This is a genomic window from Marinobacter sp. THAF197a (assembly GCF_009363275.1).
Classification (GTDB): domain Bacteria; phylum Pseudomonadota; class Gammaproteobacteria; order Pseudomonadales; family Oleiphilaceae; genus Marinobacter.
Map to the genome: position 1 here is coordinate 1,266,561 of NZ_CP045324.1, position 14,873 is coordinate 1,281,433.

Genomic DNA, 14,873 nt, shown 5'->3' on the forward strand with positions numbered 1-14,873 from the left:
TTGAGCCTAAAAAAGGGAAAAGGTAAACCAATTCCGGTCTGAATAGGTAAATAGTATATAGCGGCTTCGTTAAAATGCGGACAGTATTCCAATAAGCAGGAGGGTATCCCCCATGAGTCCACAGCAATCCATGACGCCAGAGCTTCATAACATTCGCAAGGCCATCCGTGCCAACTACCTGGCGGACGAGTATGAGGTTATTCATCGATTGATTGCTGAGGCCCAGCTCTCCGATGACGCGCGGGTGGCTATCTCCGCTCGGGCGGCCGACCTGGTGCGCAGCGTCCGCAGCAGCGCCCGCCCAACCATTATGGAAAAGTTCCTGTCCGAGTATGGGCTGACCACCAAAGAAGGTGTGGCTTTGATGTGTCTGGCGGAAGCGCTGTTGCGGGTGCCGGATAACCTGACTATCCATGACCTGATCGAAGACAAGATTACATCCGGTAACTGGGGTGCCCACGTGGGCAAGGCCAAATCCGGCCTGATCAATTCCGCCACCCTGGCGCTGTTGATGACCAGCAACCTGTTGAAGGACTCCGAGCGCCAGAGCGTGGGGGATACCTTGCGCAAACTGGTCAAGCGACTGGGCGAGCCGGTGGTTCGTACCGTGGCTGGGCAGGCCATGAAAGAAATGGGCCGACAGTTCGTGCTGGGCCGGGATATCGAAGAAGCGCAGGAGCGCGGCAAGGCCCAGGAAGCAAGAGGCTACACCTATTCCTATGACATGCTGGGTGAGGCTGCCCGCACCGATGCCGACGCCCAGCGTTACTACCAGGCGTACTCCGATGCGATTGATAGCATCAGCAAGCGCTGCGAAGGCGATGTGCGCACCAATCCGGGTATTTCGGTAAAACTGTCCGCTCTGCTGGCCCGCTATGAGTACGGTAACAAAGAGCGGGTGATGAACGAGTTGATGCCCCGGGCCCTGAAACTGGCCCAGAAGGCCGCAGCGGCCAACATGGGCTTCAATATTGACGCGGAAGAGCAGGACCGGCTCGATCTGTCCCTCGATGTGATCGAAGCGATTCTCTCGGAGCCGTCACTGAAAGGCTGGGATGGTTTTGGCGTGGTGGTTCAGGCCTTTGCCAAGCGAGCCTCCCAGACACTGGATTGGCTCTATGCATTGTCTGAGAAACTGGACCGGCGGATCATGGTGCGGTTGGTGAAAGGTGCCTATTGGGATGCCGAGATCAAACGGGCCCAGGTGATGGGGTTGTCAGACTTCCCGGTGTTTACCCGCAAGGCCTGCAGTGACGTGTCGTACCTGGCCTGTACCAAGCAGCTACTGGACATGACCGACCGGATTTACCCCCAGTTTGCCACCCACAACGCCCATTCCGTCTCTGCGGTGTTGGAGTTGGCAAAAGGCCTGGGTCGAGACAAGTTTGAGTTCCAGCGGCTACACGGCATGGGTGAATCCCTGCACGACCAGGTACTTGAAGACAGCGGTGTACCTTGTCGGATCTATGCTCCCGTTGGTGCCCATAAAGATCTGCTGGCGTACCTGGTGCGCCGCCTGCTTGAGAACGGTGCCAACAGCTCTTTCGTGAACCAGATTGTGGACACCAGTATCACTCCGGAAGAGATTGCCAAAGACCCGATTGATGTGGTGAAGGCTCTGGGGCACAACCTGTCCAGCAAGGCGATTGTGCATCCGTCGAAGCTCTTTGGTGAGCAACGCCGTAACTCCAAAGGTTGGGATATCACCGACCCGGTAACCGTTGAGGAAATCGACGAGGGCCGTAATCGTTACAAGAGCCATCAATGGCAGGGTGGCCCCGTGCTCGCGGTTGAGCCCTCCAGTGATGAGGTGGTGGAAGTGCGCAATCCGGCCAACCCGGATGATCTGGTCGGCCACATTACCTACGCCTCCGAGGCGGACGTGTCTGCTGCCCTGGACGCAGCCCGGGACGGGTTCAAGCAGTGGTCGGCGCTGTCTGCAGAGGATCGCGCCGAGATGGTCCGCAAGGTAGGCGACCTGTATGAAGAGAACGTACACGAGCTCTTTGCCCTGACCACCCGGGAAGCTGGTAAATCCCTGCTGGACGCGGTGGCGGAGATTCGTGAGGCGGTGGATTTCGCGATGTTCTACGCCAACGAAGGTGTCCGTTACAAAGACGCGGGTGAGGCCCTTGGCGTGGTTTGTTGTATTTCCCCCTGGAACTTCCCGCTGGCCATCTTCACTGGCCAGATCCTGGCGAACCTGGCGGCAGGCAATGCGGTCGTCGCCAAGCCGGCGGAGCAGACCTCACTGCTGGCGGTACGAGCTGTTGAGCTGATGCACCAGGCGGGCATTCCCAAGGCGGCTATCCAGTTGCTTCCGGGCACCGGCGCCACTGTGGGTGCTGGCCTGACCTCCGACGCCAGGGTGAATGGCGTTTGCTTCACCGGTTCCACCCTGACCGCCCAACGTATCAACAAAGCCATGACCGAACACATGGAGCCGGACGCGCCGCTGGTGGCGGAAACCGGTGGCCTGAATGCCATGATCGTGGATTCCACCGCGTTGCCCGAGCAAGTGGTTCGGGACGTTCTGGCGTCGTCTTTCCAGAGCGCTGGCCAGCGTTGTTCGGCCCTGCGGATGTTGTACGTGCAGAAAGACATCGCCGACAACCTGCTGGAAATGCTCTATGGCGCCATGGAAGAGCTGGGCATTGGCGACCCCTGGCTGCTGTCTACCGACGTTGGCCCGGTGATCGACGAGAACGCCCGCAAGAAGATCAACGATCATTGCCAGAAGTTCGAGCAGCAAGGCAAGCTGCTGAAGAAGATTAAGGTGCCAGAGAAAGGCCTGTTCGTTTCCCCGGCGGTGCTGCAGGTGAGCGGCATTGAGGAAATGGAAGAGGAAATCTTTGGTCCGGTTCTGCATGTGGCCACGTTTGAAGCCAAAGACATCGACAAGGTTGTGGATGCGGTGAACGCCAAGGGTTACGGCCTGACCTTCGGCATTCACAGCCGGGTAGATAACCGGATTGAGCACATTGCCAGCCGCATCAAGGTGGGCAACACCTACGTTAACCGGAACCAGATTGGCGCCATCGTGGGCTCTCAGCCTTTTGGTGGCGAGGGTTTGTCTGGCACGGGGCCGAAGGCCGGTGGCCCGCAGTACGTGCGGCGCTTCCTGAGAGCGGAGGTTGCCCACAAGCCGTCCGAGTCCAGCAACAAGGTGCTCGGGGCGGACAAGGTACAGAAGCTGATCGACAAGCTGGAAAAGGCCGAAGTGCCGGCTGCAGAACGCCGTAAAGACGCCCTGCGCCCCTGGTTCAAGACCGTACCGGCGCCGTTGGATTTGGGCTATGAAGAAATGCCCGGACCAACAGGCGAGCAGAACCACCTGTCCTGCCATGCACGTGGCACCATACTGTGTTTGGGGCCAGATGCAGAGTCTGCAGTTGAGCAGGCTGGCACGGCGCTGTCGCAGGGCAACAAGGTGGTTGTGATTGCCCCAGGTGCCGAAAAGGCCCTGGCGGATGCGATCAAAGCCGGTTTGCCGGTGGTGGCCACCGACGGCGTGATCGCCCCGGACGCACTGACCCAGCTTGAGGGCTATGCCGCCATTACCAGCGTGGCCGAAAAGCCTCTGCTCAAGCAATATCGCCAGGCCCTCGCCCGGCGCGATGGTGCGTTGCTGCCCATCATCACCGAGCACAAACTGGACCAGCGCTACGTGATCGAACGGCACCTGTGCATAGACACCACTGCCGCCGGCGGCAACGCCAGCCTGATCGCCTCTGCCGAATAGGGTCTGTCCCAAGGGTCTGTCCCAAGGGTCTGTCCCCGAACGGGGACTGACCCCCTTTTACCAAGGTCCATCTCCCAACCCCGATACCACGTGCGCTTGGGGTCAGTCCCCATGCGGGGACAGACCCCGTAGCCAGACCCCGTAGCCACCGTAGCCAGCTCCCCATTCCCAAGCTACCATACCCACTCCCGAGTTCACGTCACCCATTACCGGAACACCATTGAACACGCCCGCACCAAAAGAGACCACCGAAGCCGAAGCCACTCAAACCTTCTTCGCAGTCTGCCTGTCGCTGACGCTCTGTTTCGTGGTCTACTCCATGCTGATCGTCGTGGTACCGGTCTACGGCCTGCAGCTGGGCGCTTCTCCCTTGGTGCTTGGTGCGGTCCTGAGTGCCCAGTATCTGTTACCTCTGGCCCTGGCTATTCCGCTGGGTGGGGTGGTTAGCCGTTTTGGCGGTCGGGCAACACTGATAACCGGTGCCAGCCTGATGGTGGCGGGGCTTTTGGCCATGCATTTCTGGCCTGGTTTTGGAGGGTTGGTCCTGGGGCAGCTTTTGGTTGGCCTGGCGCACCTGCAGATGGTTCTGGCGGCACAAACGATCATTGCCAATCTCGGTACCGGCCCGCGGCTGGAGAAGTACTTTGGCTGGTACTCCACCTGGCTGTCCGGTGGGCAGGTGATCGGACCACTGCTGGCAGGACTGTTGCTGAACGCCAGCGGAACCGCCTACGTGTTTTTGGTGATGGCGGCGTTTGCGCTGGTAGCCGGCCTGGTTGGTTTGTGGTTGACCGGTCAGGCCACTGAACGCATTCAGGTTACTCGAAAGCAGGCAGGATTCCGGGCCCAGTGGGCTTTAATGCAATCCAATCGCGGCGTACAGCTGTCGGTTCTGGTGACAGTGTTGGGCATGTTTGCCCTGGGTGTTTATGGCAGTTACCTTCCGGTTTATCTGGAGAGCCTTGCAATCAGCCCGGTGATCATCGGGGTACTGGTGAGCCTCAGGGCGGGGGTGTCCATGGTGATTCGTCCGTTCATGGCGTCGATCATCCAACTCGCCGGCGGCCGTGTGAATACGGTGTTTTTGTCCCTGGTCACTGTGTCTGCGGGGATCGCGTTTCTGGGTGCAACGGAGCAGGTTGTCGTTATGGGATTGCTCGCAGTGCTGGTCGGTATCGGCTCAGGGCTTACCCAGCCTTTGTCCATGGTTATTCTTGCGGAGTCGGTTGACCGTGCCAAGCGCTCCGGTGCGCTGGGAATGCGACTGATGGCGAACCGTGCCATCCACTTTCTGGCACCGCTGATGTTTGGCCTTCTGCTGGAGTTGGGCGGTTTCGCCCTGGCGTTCGGCGCCTCCGGTGTTGCCATCGCCGCCGCGCTACCCATAGGGCGAAAGCTGTTCAAGCCGTAATCCATTGCAAATTGAACTTCGGTACTCGGGTGGTTAACATTCAGCCTGCAGAGATGAGGGGCTATTCCGTGACCAGACTACTGATTTTCTTGATTGCGGTTTTCGCAGCCAGTGCCGCGTACGCCAATGAGACTCGCTGGTTGCTGCAGACCAGTGTGTTCACCTCCCACCATAACCCCAAGCCGGAGCACAACAACGACCAGAAACTGGTCTCGCTGGAATATGCCCGTGAGGATGACTGGGTGGTTGGGGGAGCCAGTTTTTTGAATTCGTTCAGTCAGCGCTCAGCGTATGTCTTCACAGGCCGATACTTTGATTTCGGGCCGGGGCCAGTGTTTGCCAAGGTGACCGGTGGGCTGATGCACGGCTATCGGGGCGAATATCGGGACAAGATTCCGCTGAATCACCTGGGCGTAGCGCCCGCTATTATTCCCGCGGTGGGGGTTCGAGGGCAGCATGTGTCCTCAGAGCTTTCGTTTCTGGGCGCCGCCGCAGTGATGATTACCACCGGCTTGCAGTTTTAGGGAACTACCAAGGATTCCTTGACGGTTCAGGTCGGCATTCAGTTGTTCCGGGATATGTTAGCCAGAAACAACAAAACCCGGACCTTTCGGCCCGGGTTTTGTGTAGGGAATTCTGGTCGGGACGGTAGGATTTGAACCTACGACCCCTTGCACCCCATAAAGGTAAATTGCCATCCAATAGGCTCTAACCCAATCCATCCTAAAAACCTTTATCACTGATTTAATTGATTTTTCTGTTTTGTGTTTTCTAACGGAATCCAATACCATCCAGTTTAAGCGATCGAGAAACGGTGACCAAACGGTGACGAGAATCCGGCCTCAACTAAGTGGATGGTAATGGGAACGATTACAGACAAGCAGATGAACTCCAAGCCAGGCAAGTCTGTCTGGTTGACTGAGGATGCTCCGAGAGGCTGTGGGCGTTTTATGGCTCGCATTCTGAAAAGCGGAGACAGGCTGTTTTACTTCCGATATACCAATTCTCGGGGCGAACGCGTCTTCCTACCCATTGGCAATTATGACCAGTCCGGAAAAGACGGCTTAACCCTGCGCGAAGCACGGGCAAAGGCTGGTGAGCTTTCCCGCTTGTATCAGACGGGCATTCGTGACTTGCGTGAGCATCTAGACGCAGAGGAAGCGGCGCGGAAAGCGAAACATGACGCTGAGATGGCCAGGCTGCAGGCCGAGCAGGAGGCTGCTGAAGCGGAGAAGGCACGTCAGGCTGCCCGTAAAACCGTTAGAGAGCTGTTTGAGCATTGGGCAGATATTGATCTCAAAAATCGTAAAGATCATGGTGCGGAGGTTCGTCGGCTTTTTAATAAGGATGTCCTTCCCAAAATTGGCCATCTCGCGGTTGAAGATGTCAAAAAGGGGCACGTCACAGAGGTTGTTGATGCGCAGCTTAATCGTGGGGTAACCCGGATGGCGAAGTTGACGCTGAGCCTGATTCGACAGATGTTTCGCTTTGCAGTAGATCGAGACTTGATTGAGCATGACCCCACTGCGAGTATCCGAAAGTCGAAGATTGGCGGGAAGGATGTCGAGCGAGACCGCGTGCTGAGTGATTCGGAAATAAAGGCGCTTGCCCGCCAGATTCCAAACGCAAAGTTGCTACCCTCAACAGCAATTTCAATCTGGATCATGCTTACAACTTGCTGCCGCATCGGTGAGCTAATTAAAGCCCGATGGGCTGATGTCGACTTGAAAAGAGGGCTCTGGAGAATCCCTGCTGAGAATAGTAAAAATGGTAAACCCCATGAGATTGCCCTATCCAGCTTCGCAGTTGCCTGGTTCAAGGACTTACAGAAATTAACGGCAGACTCTCAATGGTGTTATCCGAACTCCGAGGATTCAGGTCCGATCTGCCCGAAATCCATCACAAAGCAAATCCGCGATCGTCAATTGCCGGTCGGCAAAGAGCCAAACAAGAACAGGAGTTCGCAAGGACAAGCTCTAGTTTTAGCAGGTGGCAAGTGGACGCCCCATGATCTCCGCAGAACAGGGGCAACTATAATGACAGCTCAAGGTGTAATACCTGAGGTTGCTGAGCGCTGCCTCAACCACACAGAAGAAAACAAAGTTAAGCGGGTTTACCAGCGCCACAGCTATGGACCGGAAAAGCAAGAGGCATGGGATCTGTTGGGCGCGCATACTCGAAAACTATTCCACCTTGGGATAGCTGAGGGTGTCAAATAATGTCTAAATCGTTCAAAGCGAATCCTGCGGTCAGGCACTTAATTGAACTGCCATTGAGGCTGAACTTGGACGATACGGTTTTGGAAAAGTTCATGAAAGGCGGTGGGCGGATTTGGTGTCGCGCTCCAAGTGCCCTGCAGGTTTACTTTCGGATCGTGGACTTTGACTATTCGGGGCATGAGCTGCAGCGAAAGTACCTAGCTGAATCGCGGTCTTTTAGTTTCATAGCATTGAATCAAAGGGCCGTGAAAGAGGTATTGTGGCTTGGCGAGGCTGAGATAAATGAATCTGAGAAAATAGGGCGTCTATCCGAGTACGGCGGACTTGAAGATAAAGGCGTATCAGAAGTGGCTTTGGAGACAATGGTTGCAAACCTACGTTCTTCTGAACATCGCTCGCTACAATACGTAACGCAGGAAAGGAGAATACACTCAAAAACCGAGTCTTTTGTCCTGGCCAAGCAAGCTCCAGCAAGAGATCAAGGGTTTCAGTACAGGGAAGTCAGTGAGAGTAGCTTCCGTGTCAGGATAAACGATCTATTTGTCACGGAATCTGACTATCAGAACTTCCTTGCAGCAGATTTCATCGAGCCCGACCAAGATATAAAGAGACCGGATTGGATGCCACCACTACTAAGGACGTTAAACAAATACTCCGATCTTCATGCGGTGCTCACAAGCAAAAACTACAATAAAGATGACTTCGCCTCTGAAGCCTCGAGACTTAACTCGGGCTTGGCGGCGGCATTAGGCGAGTCTGAAGAGAAGTCACAGAAAATGGTAGCAGCGAAAAGAATCATTTTGGGGAAGCCGACATTTCACCCAAGACATCCGGTGCAACCTCGCGATGGGGAGGATAAAGTATCACTCCTCGACGTGGCCAACTCTTTAGCTCGACACTTTTGGAAGGGGGACGTTGACTCTACCAAGCGTAAGTACGGAAACATCGGAGCTTTCAATGACGAGTTGTCTGAGATTTTAAAAGACCACGATGTTGATCGGCGAGCTTCACTGTTACCACATTTAAGTCGGTTCATTAGATTCACTGACTAATCGAGGAAATATCCGTTCGAGGGCTCCTACCAGAGCCCTTTCATATATTAAGTGATCTATAACCCGCACACTCTCGCCATTCATCTCAGATTAGGCAGTATTTCAACAAAATGGGTTTTTTTGGCGTCGATGAATGTTCGAACGGACCCAGTTATTTCCAAGTGCTCGAGAGCGCTCCAGAATCTCTTTGCTTTCCTGGTTTTTGATGGGCAGTATTGCATAATCCACCTTCTTGGAAAGATATTGGTGCTAAGGTTTTTCGACTGTTCCACCATCCATGAGTAAAGAAGTTCGGCATCAATGATGTGTTGAGGTCTTGAGTCAAAAATAGTCAAGTATTCTTTTGAGAAGAATACGCAGATATGAATAGCAGTATTTAGTGTCTTCCAGCTTATATCTCCGTCACATTTGTTGACGATATGAAGGTTCGCCGCTACACGTGCAATATTTTCCATGAGTTTAGATGCGTGATCTTTGGCATTTTCAAATAGTCCTCCAGGTTGCATATTGAATTCAATTTCCCTGTCTATCGTTCTGTAAAGGTCTTTGGCTGCATCCTCAAAGCTAAGTACCGATCTACTATCAATATCATTCTTCGCTTTTTTTATGCACTTCGTAATAAGTTTCCTTATTCTTTTATGGTATTTTTCTGGAGATTCTAGGAATGTAATAGAAGAGTTATCTCGATATCCAATAGTGGTGTAGGGGCCGCATACAAAAGCTCTCGCCCACAAACCCGACTCTTTTGCTTGATCTGATTTTCGCTCGCGGTAGTCTTCAAACGGACCAGGCTGGATAGATATAAGCATCGAGAATCGTGGATCGTGGATAATGAACGACTCTGAGGTCTTTCTTCCGGTAATTAACTGGACACCGCTCCAGGCTGAGTTCAGTACAGAGATCCCTGGAGTGATTAATCCGTTAAGTGTTCGAGTTCCTTCATCAGCCAAAACACAAAGATATTTGCTATTTTCATTTGCAGCCTGAAGTAATGCGGGGTAAGTAATATCTTCGTGGAGCATTTGTGGTTTTTTGGGTTTGACCGGCTCGGCGACAAGATGCGCATCAACCAAGTCTTGAGCTTTCTGGACTTGGCTGTCGTCATAATCGAGCTCGCTCAACTCCGCAGCTAGTTGTGCTTGTGCCGTTTCTCGCAAAATTTTTGTGACTACCGTTTGTTTCATCTTCCATATCTGATATTTCCGTTTCCAAAGCTCAAGTTCTTCCCGGTACTCCTTCTCGACCTCTTTTTCTGCTTCACGTAGGAGCATATAGAAAAAGTTAATCAAACTAGATTTACGTTCACCAGAAAAGGCTATGATTAATCCATACAACGATAAAGATGTTACATCGCCCGTTGGCCTTTCGACATCACAAAGTGCCTGATTAACTGTCGCAATTGCTGATAAAGCTGTAAGAAGGACCATAGCGTATGGCGCTTTTATTTGCTCGCAAGCATAGCCTATGGCCGTACCTAGTAAGTCAAGATCTGATAAATTCGGAAGGCCAGTGTATCGTTCGAAAATATTGAATTTTCGATACCGATCTCTGGGATTAATGTGTGAACTGTCAGTAATCATTTTTTTATCCCCTTGCCTGTTTTTTTCGCCACATCACGTGATTTTTGAATTTGCAGGTTCATCCAATCGTCTATTTCATATTCGATCCAAACGACGATTCCTCCCCCTACTTTTATTTGTTGTGGAAAATCTGGATCGTAATATTTGGAGTCCGGCTTTAGTTTGTTATAGATCGAGGCTGTTGATAGACCTGTTTTACTCCTGACGGTCTTTATCCGGATAAATTGAAATACCCTCTCTGATGCATTAGTCATTTTTACCTCCTGTTCTTTATGCACAGATTAAAGTGAGGAGGGTCGGGAGGCTCAGGGATTCTCGGAATATTTGAGAATATTTTCTCACCGGCGTCGCGATTGAATCTTGGATACTCAAGGGAGCTGCTACAGTCGCTACGTGTAGCGCGAGTAGCAGCAAATATGCCATTGCAAAAAATTTCAAACCTATATCAGCTCTGTGAATCAGGGTACTGACAGTGCCTTCCCACCCAAATCACAGAGGTAATATCCAATGTCCGAACAATGCCCCAACTGCCTGTCCCGGCGGATTGGCAGGAATAACTACGGCAAGAAAACTGCCGGTGTGGTCGGTGCTTCTGCCGGTACCTATGGTGGTTATGCGGCTGCCACAGCTGGTGCTCAAGCGGGCGCTGCCCTTGGAATCGTTGCCGGTCCCGTCGGTGCGACCGTGGGCGGTATCGGCGGTGCCGTCATTGGCGCTCTGCTGGGGGGCGCGACGGGCGCTTCCGCTGGCGTAATTCTCGGCGACGTTCTGGATGAACGGGTGCTCGACAACTACCGCTGCCTCGACTGCGGCTACTCCTTCAGCGATGACCCTGGTTCCCCCGGGAAATAACTCCACACCCCAAGGGCGAGCTAGATCTCCCATGGGAGCAAAGCTTTACGCCCGAGGGCGCGGTTGGTCTCCCTCGGGTGAAAAGATCACTCCCACGGGAAAGCCTCTAATTTTCATAATAAATTTATAAGGAGCACAAGCATGGCTCATCTAATCGAACAAATGGCCTACGTGGGCCAAACCCCTTGGCATGGCTTGGGGAATGAACTGTCTTCCAATCAGCCTTTGGAGGTCTGGGCAAAGCAAGCCGGTTTGGACTGGCAGATAAAGGAGAGCCCGGTTCGCTTCGTGGCGAACTCGGGTGGACCACTCGGGGAGATCCTGTCCTATCCAGACTCCAAAGTGCTTTACCGCTCGGATACCAAGGCTCCGCTGTCGGTCGTTGGTAACCGCTTCAAAGTGGTTCAGCCTGAAGAAATCCTGGAGTTTTACCGGGATCTGACCGAGGTATCCGGTTTTGAGCTGGAAACCGCCGGTGTTCTGAAAGGTGGCCGGAAAATGTGGGCACTCGCCCGTACCGGTCAAACTGGCATGCTCAAGGGCAACGACCAGACCAACGCTTACGTGCTGCTGGCAACCGCCTGTGACGGCACTATGGCAACCACTGCTCAGTTCACAAGCATCCGTGTGGTGTGTAACAACACCCTGGCGGTTGCCCTGAAAGGCTCCACGGCTAACGCGGTCAAGGTGAAGCACAACACGGCCTTCGATGCTGACCTGGTTAAGAGGCAACTTGGTATCTCTGTCTCATCCTGGGATGACTTCATGTACCGCCTGAAGACGCTGAGTGAGCGAAAGGTGAAGACCCCAGAGGCCAGGAACTACTTCCTGAAGGTATTCACCGATGACTCCGGAGGTGGTGTTGGCAAAACTAACGAGCGATCCATGGCCAAAGCATTATCCCTCTATGAGGGAGAGGGCATGGGAGCCACGTTGGCTTCTTCGGATGGCACGGCCTACGGCCTGCTGAATGCTGTGACGGAATTCATCGATCACCAACGCCGAGCCAAGACTGTGGACCATCGGCTGGATTCCGCCTGGTTTGGAACTGGCGCAGCCTTGAAGAACCGTGCATTAGAGCAAGCCATGTTACTTGTGGCCTGAGCCAACCCTACAAATCTCTAAACCGCCATAAAGCCCACCGGAGCCTGATGCTCTGGTGGGTTTTTTTATGTCTGGAGGAAAACACCATGGGCATGCGTGCAAACACAATTCAGAAACAGCGACCGGCGTTGCGCCTGGTCTCCACCAAGGGTCTCAGCCGGGAAGAATGGCTGAAGGTACGGAAACAGGGCATTGGTAGTAGTGATGCCGCTGCCGCTGTCGGCATGAACCCGTATCAGTCCCAACTTGAGCTCTGGATGGTAAAAACTGGAAGGGATGCGGGCCTGCCCAAACCCGCTTCTGACGATCCCGAGTCCCCTGTCTACTGGGGTCATATCCTGGAACCGATTGTCGCGGAGCAATACAGTCAGCAAACGGGCCGCAAAGTGCGCCGGGTGAATGCCGTGCTCCAACATCCGGACCAGGAAAAGCACTGGATGCTGGCCAATCTGGACTACTCAGTCGTTGCCGATGAAGACGTGCAGATCCTGGAGTGTAAAACAGCCGGGGAATTCGGGGCACGACTCTGGAAAGAGGGTGTGCCGGACTACATCCAGTGCCAGGTCCAGCATCAACTGGCTGTTACCGGCAAACAGTCGGCAGATGTGTGCGTGCTGCTGTGTGGTCAGGAGTTGAAGATCTACCGCATTGAACGGAATGAGGAACTCATCGAGGCACTGTATGTGCTGGAGCGCCAGTTCTGGGATTTCGTAGAAACGGATACGCCGCCACCCGTTGACGGAACTGATTCCGCCGAACGCGCCTTGCGTCACCTTTACCCGGTGGACCAAGGCGAGACACTGGACTTCAGCCAAAGCAAGGAACTGTCGGATGCGTTCGACGAGCTGCTAGCCATCCGTTCGGAAATGGAAAGCCTAAAGTCCACTGAATCCCACCTGAAACAGCGAATCGAGAGCCAGATGGGAGAAGCGTCAAAGGCAACCTTCCCTAGTGGCAGCGTCAGCTGGAAGCGGAGCAAGGATTCGGTTGGTCTCAACGTCAAACAGCTGCTGAAGGACCAGCCAGGGCTTTTGGAGCAGTACCCCCTCACCAAGCCGGGAAGTCGGCGATTCCTTATCCAGGCATAAGTACCCCATTGGCCACGCGGGCGTGACGAGTGCCCCGTGGTCTTTTTTTCGAAGGAGAGTCATCATGATTAAAGGTTTAGCCATCACGCCCCCCGTATTGGGCCGTATCAGCATTGGTCGGGTCGTCGAGAAGAACGGTATCCGGTTACCGCACAAAGACGATCAGTTCACCATCACATCTCAGATCCAGGAGAAGAACGCCGGGTGGGTTTTGCACCCCATGGACGAAGAACTCAGAAAGGATGCGCCAAACGGCAAGCTGCGGACTATCCCGGTCCGCATGCTCTTCAATGACGAGGACCTCAATTTGCGGGCTGAGTACACCATGTTTGACCGTAAAAGCGGGCGCCCAATGTGTGTAGGTAATGGCGACAGCTGTAAGCGCATGACACAGTCAGGAGTGCAGTCTTTGCCATGCCTGGGACCAACGTTGTGTGAGTTCGGCAAAGGTGGTTTGTGTAAGCCCTACGGCCGTCTGAACGTGAAGGTTGGTGATGACGATGATCTCGGGACTTTTATTTTCCGGACGACCGGTTACAACAGCATTCGAACCCTCGCTGCCAGGCTGAGCTACTACCAGGCAGTCTCTGGCGGTCTACTGGCATACATGCCGTTGGAATTGAAGCTGAGAGGGAAAAGCACTACGCAGAGTCGTCGGACGCCGATCTACTATGTGGATTTGGTGATCCAGGAAGGGGTGTCACTGCAGGAAGCGGTGGCTGAGGCAAGGGAAAAGGCCAGGCAGGTAAAGGAGGAGGGCGTTGACCAGGCGGCTTTGGATGCTGCGGCTGCAAAAGGATTTGGCAACGCGTTGTTTGAGTATGATGAGGATGAGGTGAGTCAGGTGATTGAGGAGTTTTATCCACCGACGAATGATGGAGTTAATAGCCCGGTGGACAGTTCCTTTGTCGTATCAAAGCTACAAAGTGACCTGAAACCCGCCAAGTCGGCTTCCAGATGAAATTTAGCGAGTGGTCCTGCATGGGCCACTCGTCCGGACCGGTGTATGTTTATTTTTTGGTTGCGATGGGATGATCCTGGAGGAAGAGGCAAGCACCTAGTCAGATCAGATGGTAACGAATTATGGTTTGGTCTAACCTGCTGATTAATTGAAGGGAGTTGCAGCGCCGCGGAGTCCTATCTAACTCCTGTTCAAATTATCAGCAAGGAAGCGGGGAAGTAGCCTTGAAAACCAACTACGTACTGATCGACTTCGAAAATGTGCAGCCGAAAAACCTCGAACTGCTAAAGGGCCATGGCTTTAAAGTCATTGTTTTTGTGGGCTCGAAGCAGGTGAAGATATCGTTCGATCTGGCTTTTGCAATGCAGTCTCTTGGTCCTGATGCTGAATATGTGAAGATTGAGGGAAATGGACCGAACGCTCTGGACTTCCACATCGCGTTCTACATTGGAAACATCGCGGCAAAAGATCCCGATTGCTACTTCCATGTCATTTCAAAGGACACCGGGTTCGATCCACTGATCAAGCACCTGAAGGCTAAGAAGATTTACGCTCAGCGAGAAAAGGATATTTCGGAAATTCCACTCCTCAAGATCGCAAACTCTAAGTCTATGGCAGAGCGTATTGATGCCATCGTTGAATTTCTTAAAGCTCGCGGGTCGGCCAAGCCAAGGGCTGTGAAGACTCTATCTAATTCAGTGAACTCCCTATTTATGAAGAGCCTTGAAGAAGATGAGTTGGCGAAGCTCATGGATGAGCTCGTTCGCCAGAAAATCGTTGTGACCAATGGTTCCAAGGTAAGTTACCAGCTACCCAGCTAGGCTTCACTGCTTGTTCAGGCTGATGAAGACAATACCTGACTGG

At 53.5% G+C, this 14,873-nt stretch carries 12 protein-coding genes; 10 read left to right on the forward strand and 2 right to left on the reverse strand.

All coding sequences use genetic code 11. From position 1 onward, the window contains the following. The first annotated feature begins 112 nt into the window (after nucleotides 1-112). The 5 genes from putA (at nucleotide 113) to FIV08_RS05870 (ending at nucleotide 8,424) form a co-directional block, all read left to right on the forward strand. A complete protein-coding gene (gene putA, locus FIV08_RS05850) occupies nucleotides 113-3,742 on the forward strand; it encodes a bifunctional proline dehydrogenase/L-glutamate gamma-semialdehyde dehydrogenase PutA (protein ID WP_152437670.1) in 3,630 nt (1,209 codons plus the stop codon). Between the two features lie 220 nt (nucleotides 3,743-3,962). Beyond that, complete coding sequence (locus tag FIV08_RS05855) at nucleotides 3,963-5,153, forward strand: MFS transporter (protein WP_228715502.1); 1,191 nt, start codon at nucleotides 3,963-3,965, stop codon at nucleotides 5,151-5,153. Nucleotides 5,154-5,221: 68 nt separating this feature from the next. Continuing rightward, entirely contained in the window at nucleotides 5,222-5,677 is a 456-nt protein-coding gene (locus FIV08_RS05860; RefSeq protein ID WP_152437671.1) for a sn-glycerol-3-phosphate transporter, read from the forward strand. 336 nt (nucleotides 5,678-6,013) lie between these two features. Beyond that, a complete protein-coding gene (locus FIV08_RS05865) occupies nucleotides 6,014-7,372 on the forward strand; it encodes a tyrosine-type recombinase/integrase (RefSeq protein ID WP_152437672.1) in 1,359 nt (452 codons plus the stop codon). Continuing rightward, entirely contained in the window at nucleotides 7,372-8,424 is a 1,053-nt protein-coding gene (locus FIV08_RS05870; protein ID WP_152437673.1) for a hypothetical protein, read from the forward strand. Before FIV08_RS05865 ends, FIV08_RS05870 begins: the two co-directional genes overlap by 1 nt. 80 nt (nucleotides 8,425-8,504) lie before the next feature. On the opposite strand, the gene FIV08_RS05875 is transcribed toward FIV08_RS05870, so the two are convergent. Both FIV08_RS05875 and FIV08_RS05880 read right to left on the reverse strand, forming a co-directional pair. Beyond that, nucleotides 8,505-10,004 carry a YfjI family protein gene (locus FIV08_RS05875; RefSeq protein WP_152437674.1) on the reverse strand — a complete coding sequence of 500 codons (1,500 nt, stop codon included), beginning with the start codon at nucleotides 10,002-10,004 and terminating at the stop codon, nucleotides 8,505-8,507. Next, nucleotides 10,001-10,258, reverse strand: coding sequence for a helix-turn-helix transcriptional regulator (locus FIV08_RS05880; protein WP_152437675.1), 258 nt, complete (start codon nucleotides 10,256-10,258; stop codon nucleotides 10,001-10,003). The genes FIV08_RS05875 and FIV08_RS05880 overlap by 4 nt, the downstream gene beginning before the upstream one ends. Nucleotides 10,259-10,511: 253 nt before the next feature. Between FIV08_RS05880 and FIV08_RS05885 the strand changes: the two genes are divergently transcribed. The 5 genes from FIV08_RS05885 (at nucleotide 10,512) to FIV08_RS05905 (ending at nucleotide 14,830) form a co-directional block, all read left to right on the forward strand. Next, nucleotides 10,512-10,856 carry a hypothetical protein gene (locus FIV08_RS05885; protein ID WP_152437676.1) on the forward strand — a complete coding sequence of 115 codons (345 nt, stop codon included), beginning with the start codon at nucleotides 10,512-10,514 and terminating at the stop codon, nucleotides 10,854-10,856. A 141-nt stretch (nucleotides 10,857-10,997) separates the two neighbouring features. Continuing rightward, nucleotides 10,998-11,960 (forward strand): DUF932 domain-containing protein, encoded by a 963-nt coding sequence (locus FIV08_RS05890; protein WP_152437677.1) that lies wholly within the window; start codon nucleotides 10,998-11,000, stop codon nucleotides 11,958-11,960. An 86-nt stretch (nucleotides 11,961-12,046) separates the two neighbouring features. Continuing rightward, on the forward strand, nucleotides 12,047-13,048 hold the full coding sequence (locus FIV08_RS05895; protein ID WP_216646174.1) for a lambda-exonuclease family protein: 1,002 nt from the start codon (nucleotides 12,047-12,049) through the stop codon (nucleotides 13,046-13,048). Between the two features lie 64 nt (nucleotides 13,049-13,112). Beyond that, nucleotides 13,113-14,009, forward strand: a complete 897-nt coding sequence (locus FIV08_RS05900; protein WP_152437679.1) for a hydrolase or metal-binding protein — start codon at nucleotides 13,113-13,115, stop codon at nucleotides 14,007-14,009. 224 nt (nucleotides 14,010-14,233) lie between these two features. Next, nucleotides 14,234-14,830, forward strand: a complete 597-nt coding sequence (locus tag FIV08_RS05905; protein ID WP_152437680.1) for a PIN domain-containing protein — start codon at nucleotides 14,234-14,236, stop codon at nucleotides 14,828-14,830. Nucleotides 14,831-14,873: the final 43 nt, after the last annotated feature.

What these genes read in the sequence shown, in the direction of transcription:
- putA (WP_152437670.1), top strand. Translation starts at nt 113, where the DNA reads ATGAGTCCACAGCAATCCATGACGCCAGAGCTTCATAACATTCGCAAG.
- FIV08_RS05895 (WP_216646174.1), top strand. Translation starts at nt 12,047, where the DNA reads ATGGGCATGCGTGCAAACACAATTCAGAAACAGCGACCGGCGTTGCGC.
- FIV08_RS05875 (WP_152437674.1), bottom strand. Translation starts at nt 10,004, where the DNA reads ATGATTACTGACAGTTCACACATTAATCCCAGAGATCGGTATCGAAAA.
- FIV08_RS05870 (WP_152437673.1), top strand. Translation starts at nt 7,372, where the DNA reads ATGTCTAAATCGTTCAAAGCGAATCCTGCGGTCAGGCACTTAATTGAA.
- FIV08_RS05880 (WP_152437675.1), bottom strand. Translation starts at nt 10,258, where the DNA reads ATGACTAATGCATCAGAGAGGGTATTTCAATTTATCCGGATAAAGACC.
- FIV08_RS05865 (WP_152437672.1), top strand. Translation starts at nt 6,014, where the DNA reads ATGGGAACGATTACAGACAAGCAGATGAACTCCAAGCCAGGCAAGTCT.
- FIV08_RS05885 (WP_152437676.1), top strand. Translation starts at nt 10,512, where the DNA reads ATGTCCGAACAATGCCCCAACTGCCTGTCCCGGCGGATTGGCAGGAAT.
- FIV08_RS05900 (WP_152437679.1), top strand. Translation starts at nt 13,113, where the DNA reads ATGATTAAAGGTTTAGCCATCACGCCCCCCGTATTGGGCCGTATCAGC.
- FIV08_RS05890 (WP_152437677.1), top strand. Translation starts at nt 10,998, where the DNA reads ATGGCTCATCTAATCGAACAAATGGCCTACGTGGGCCAAACCCCTTGG.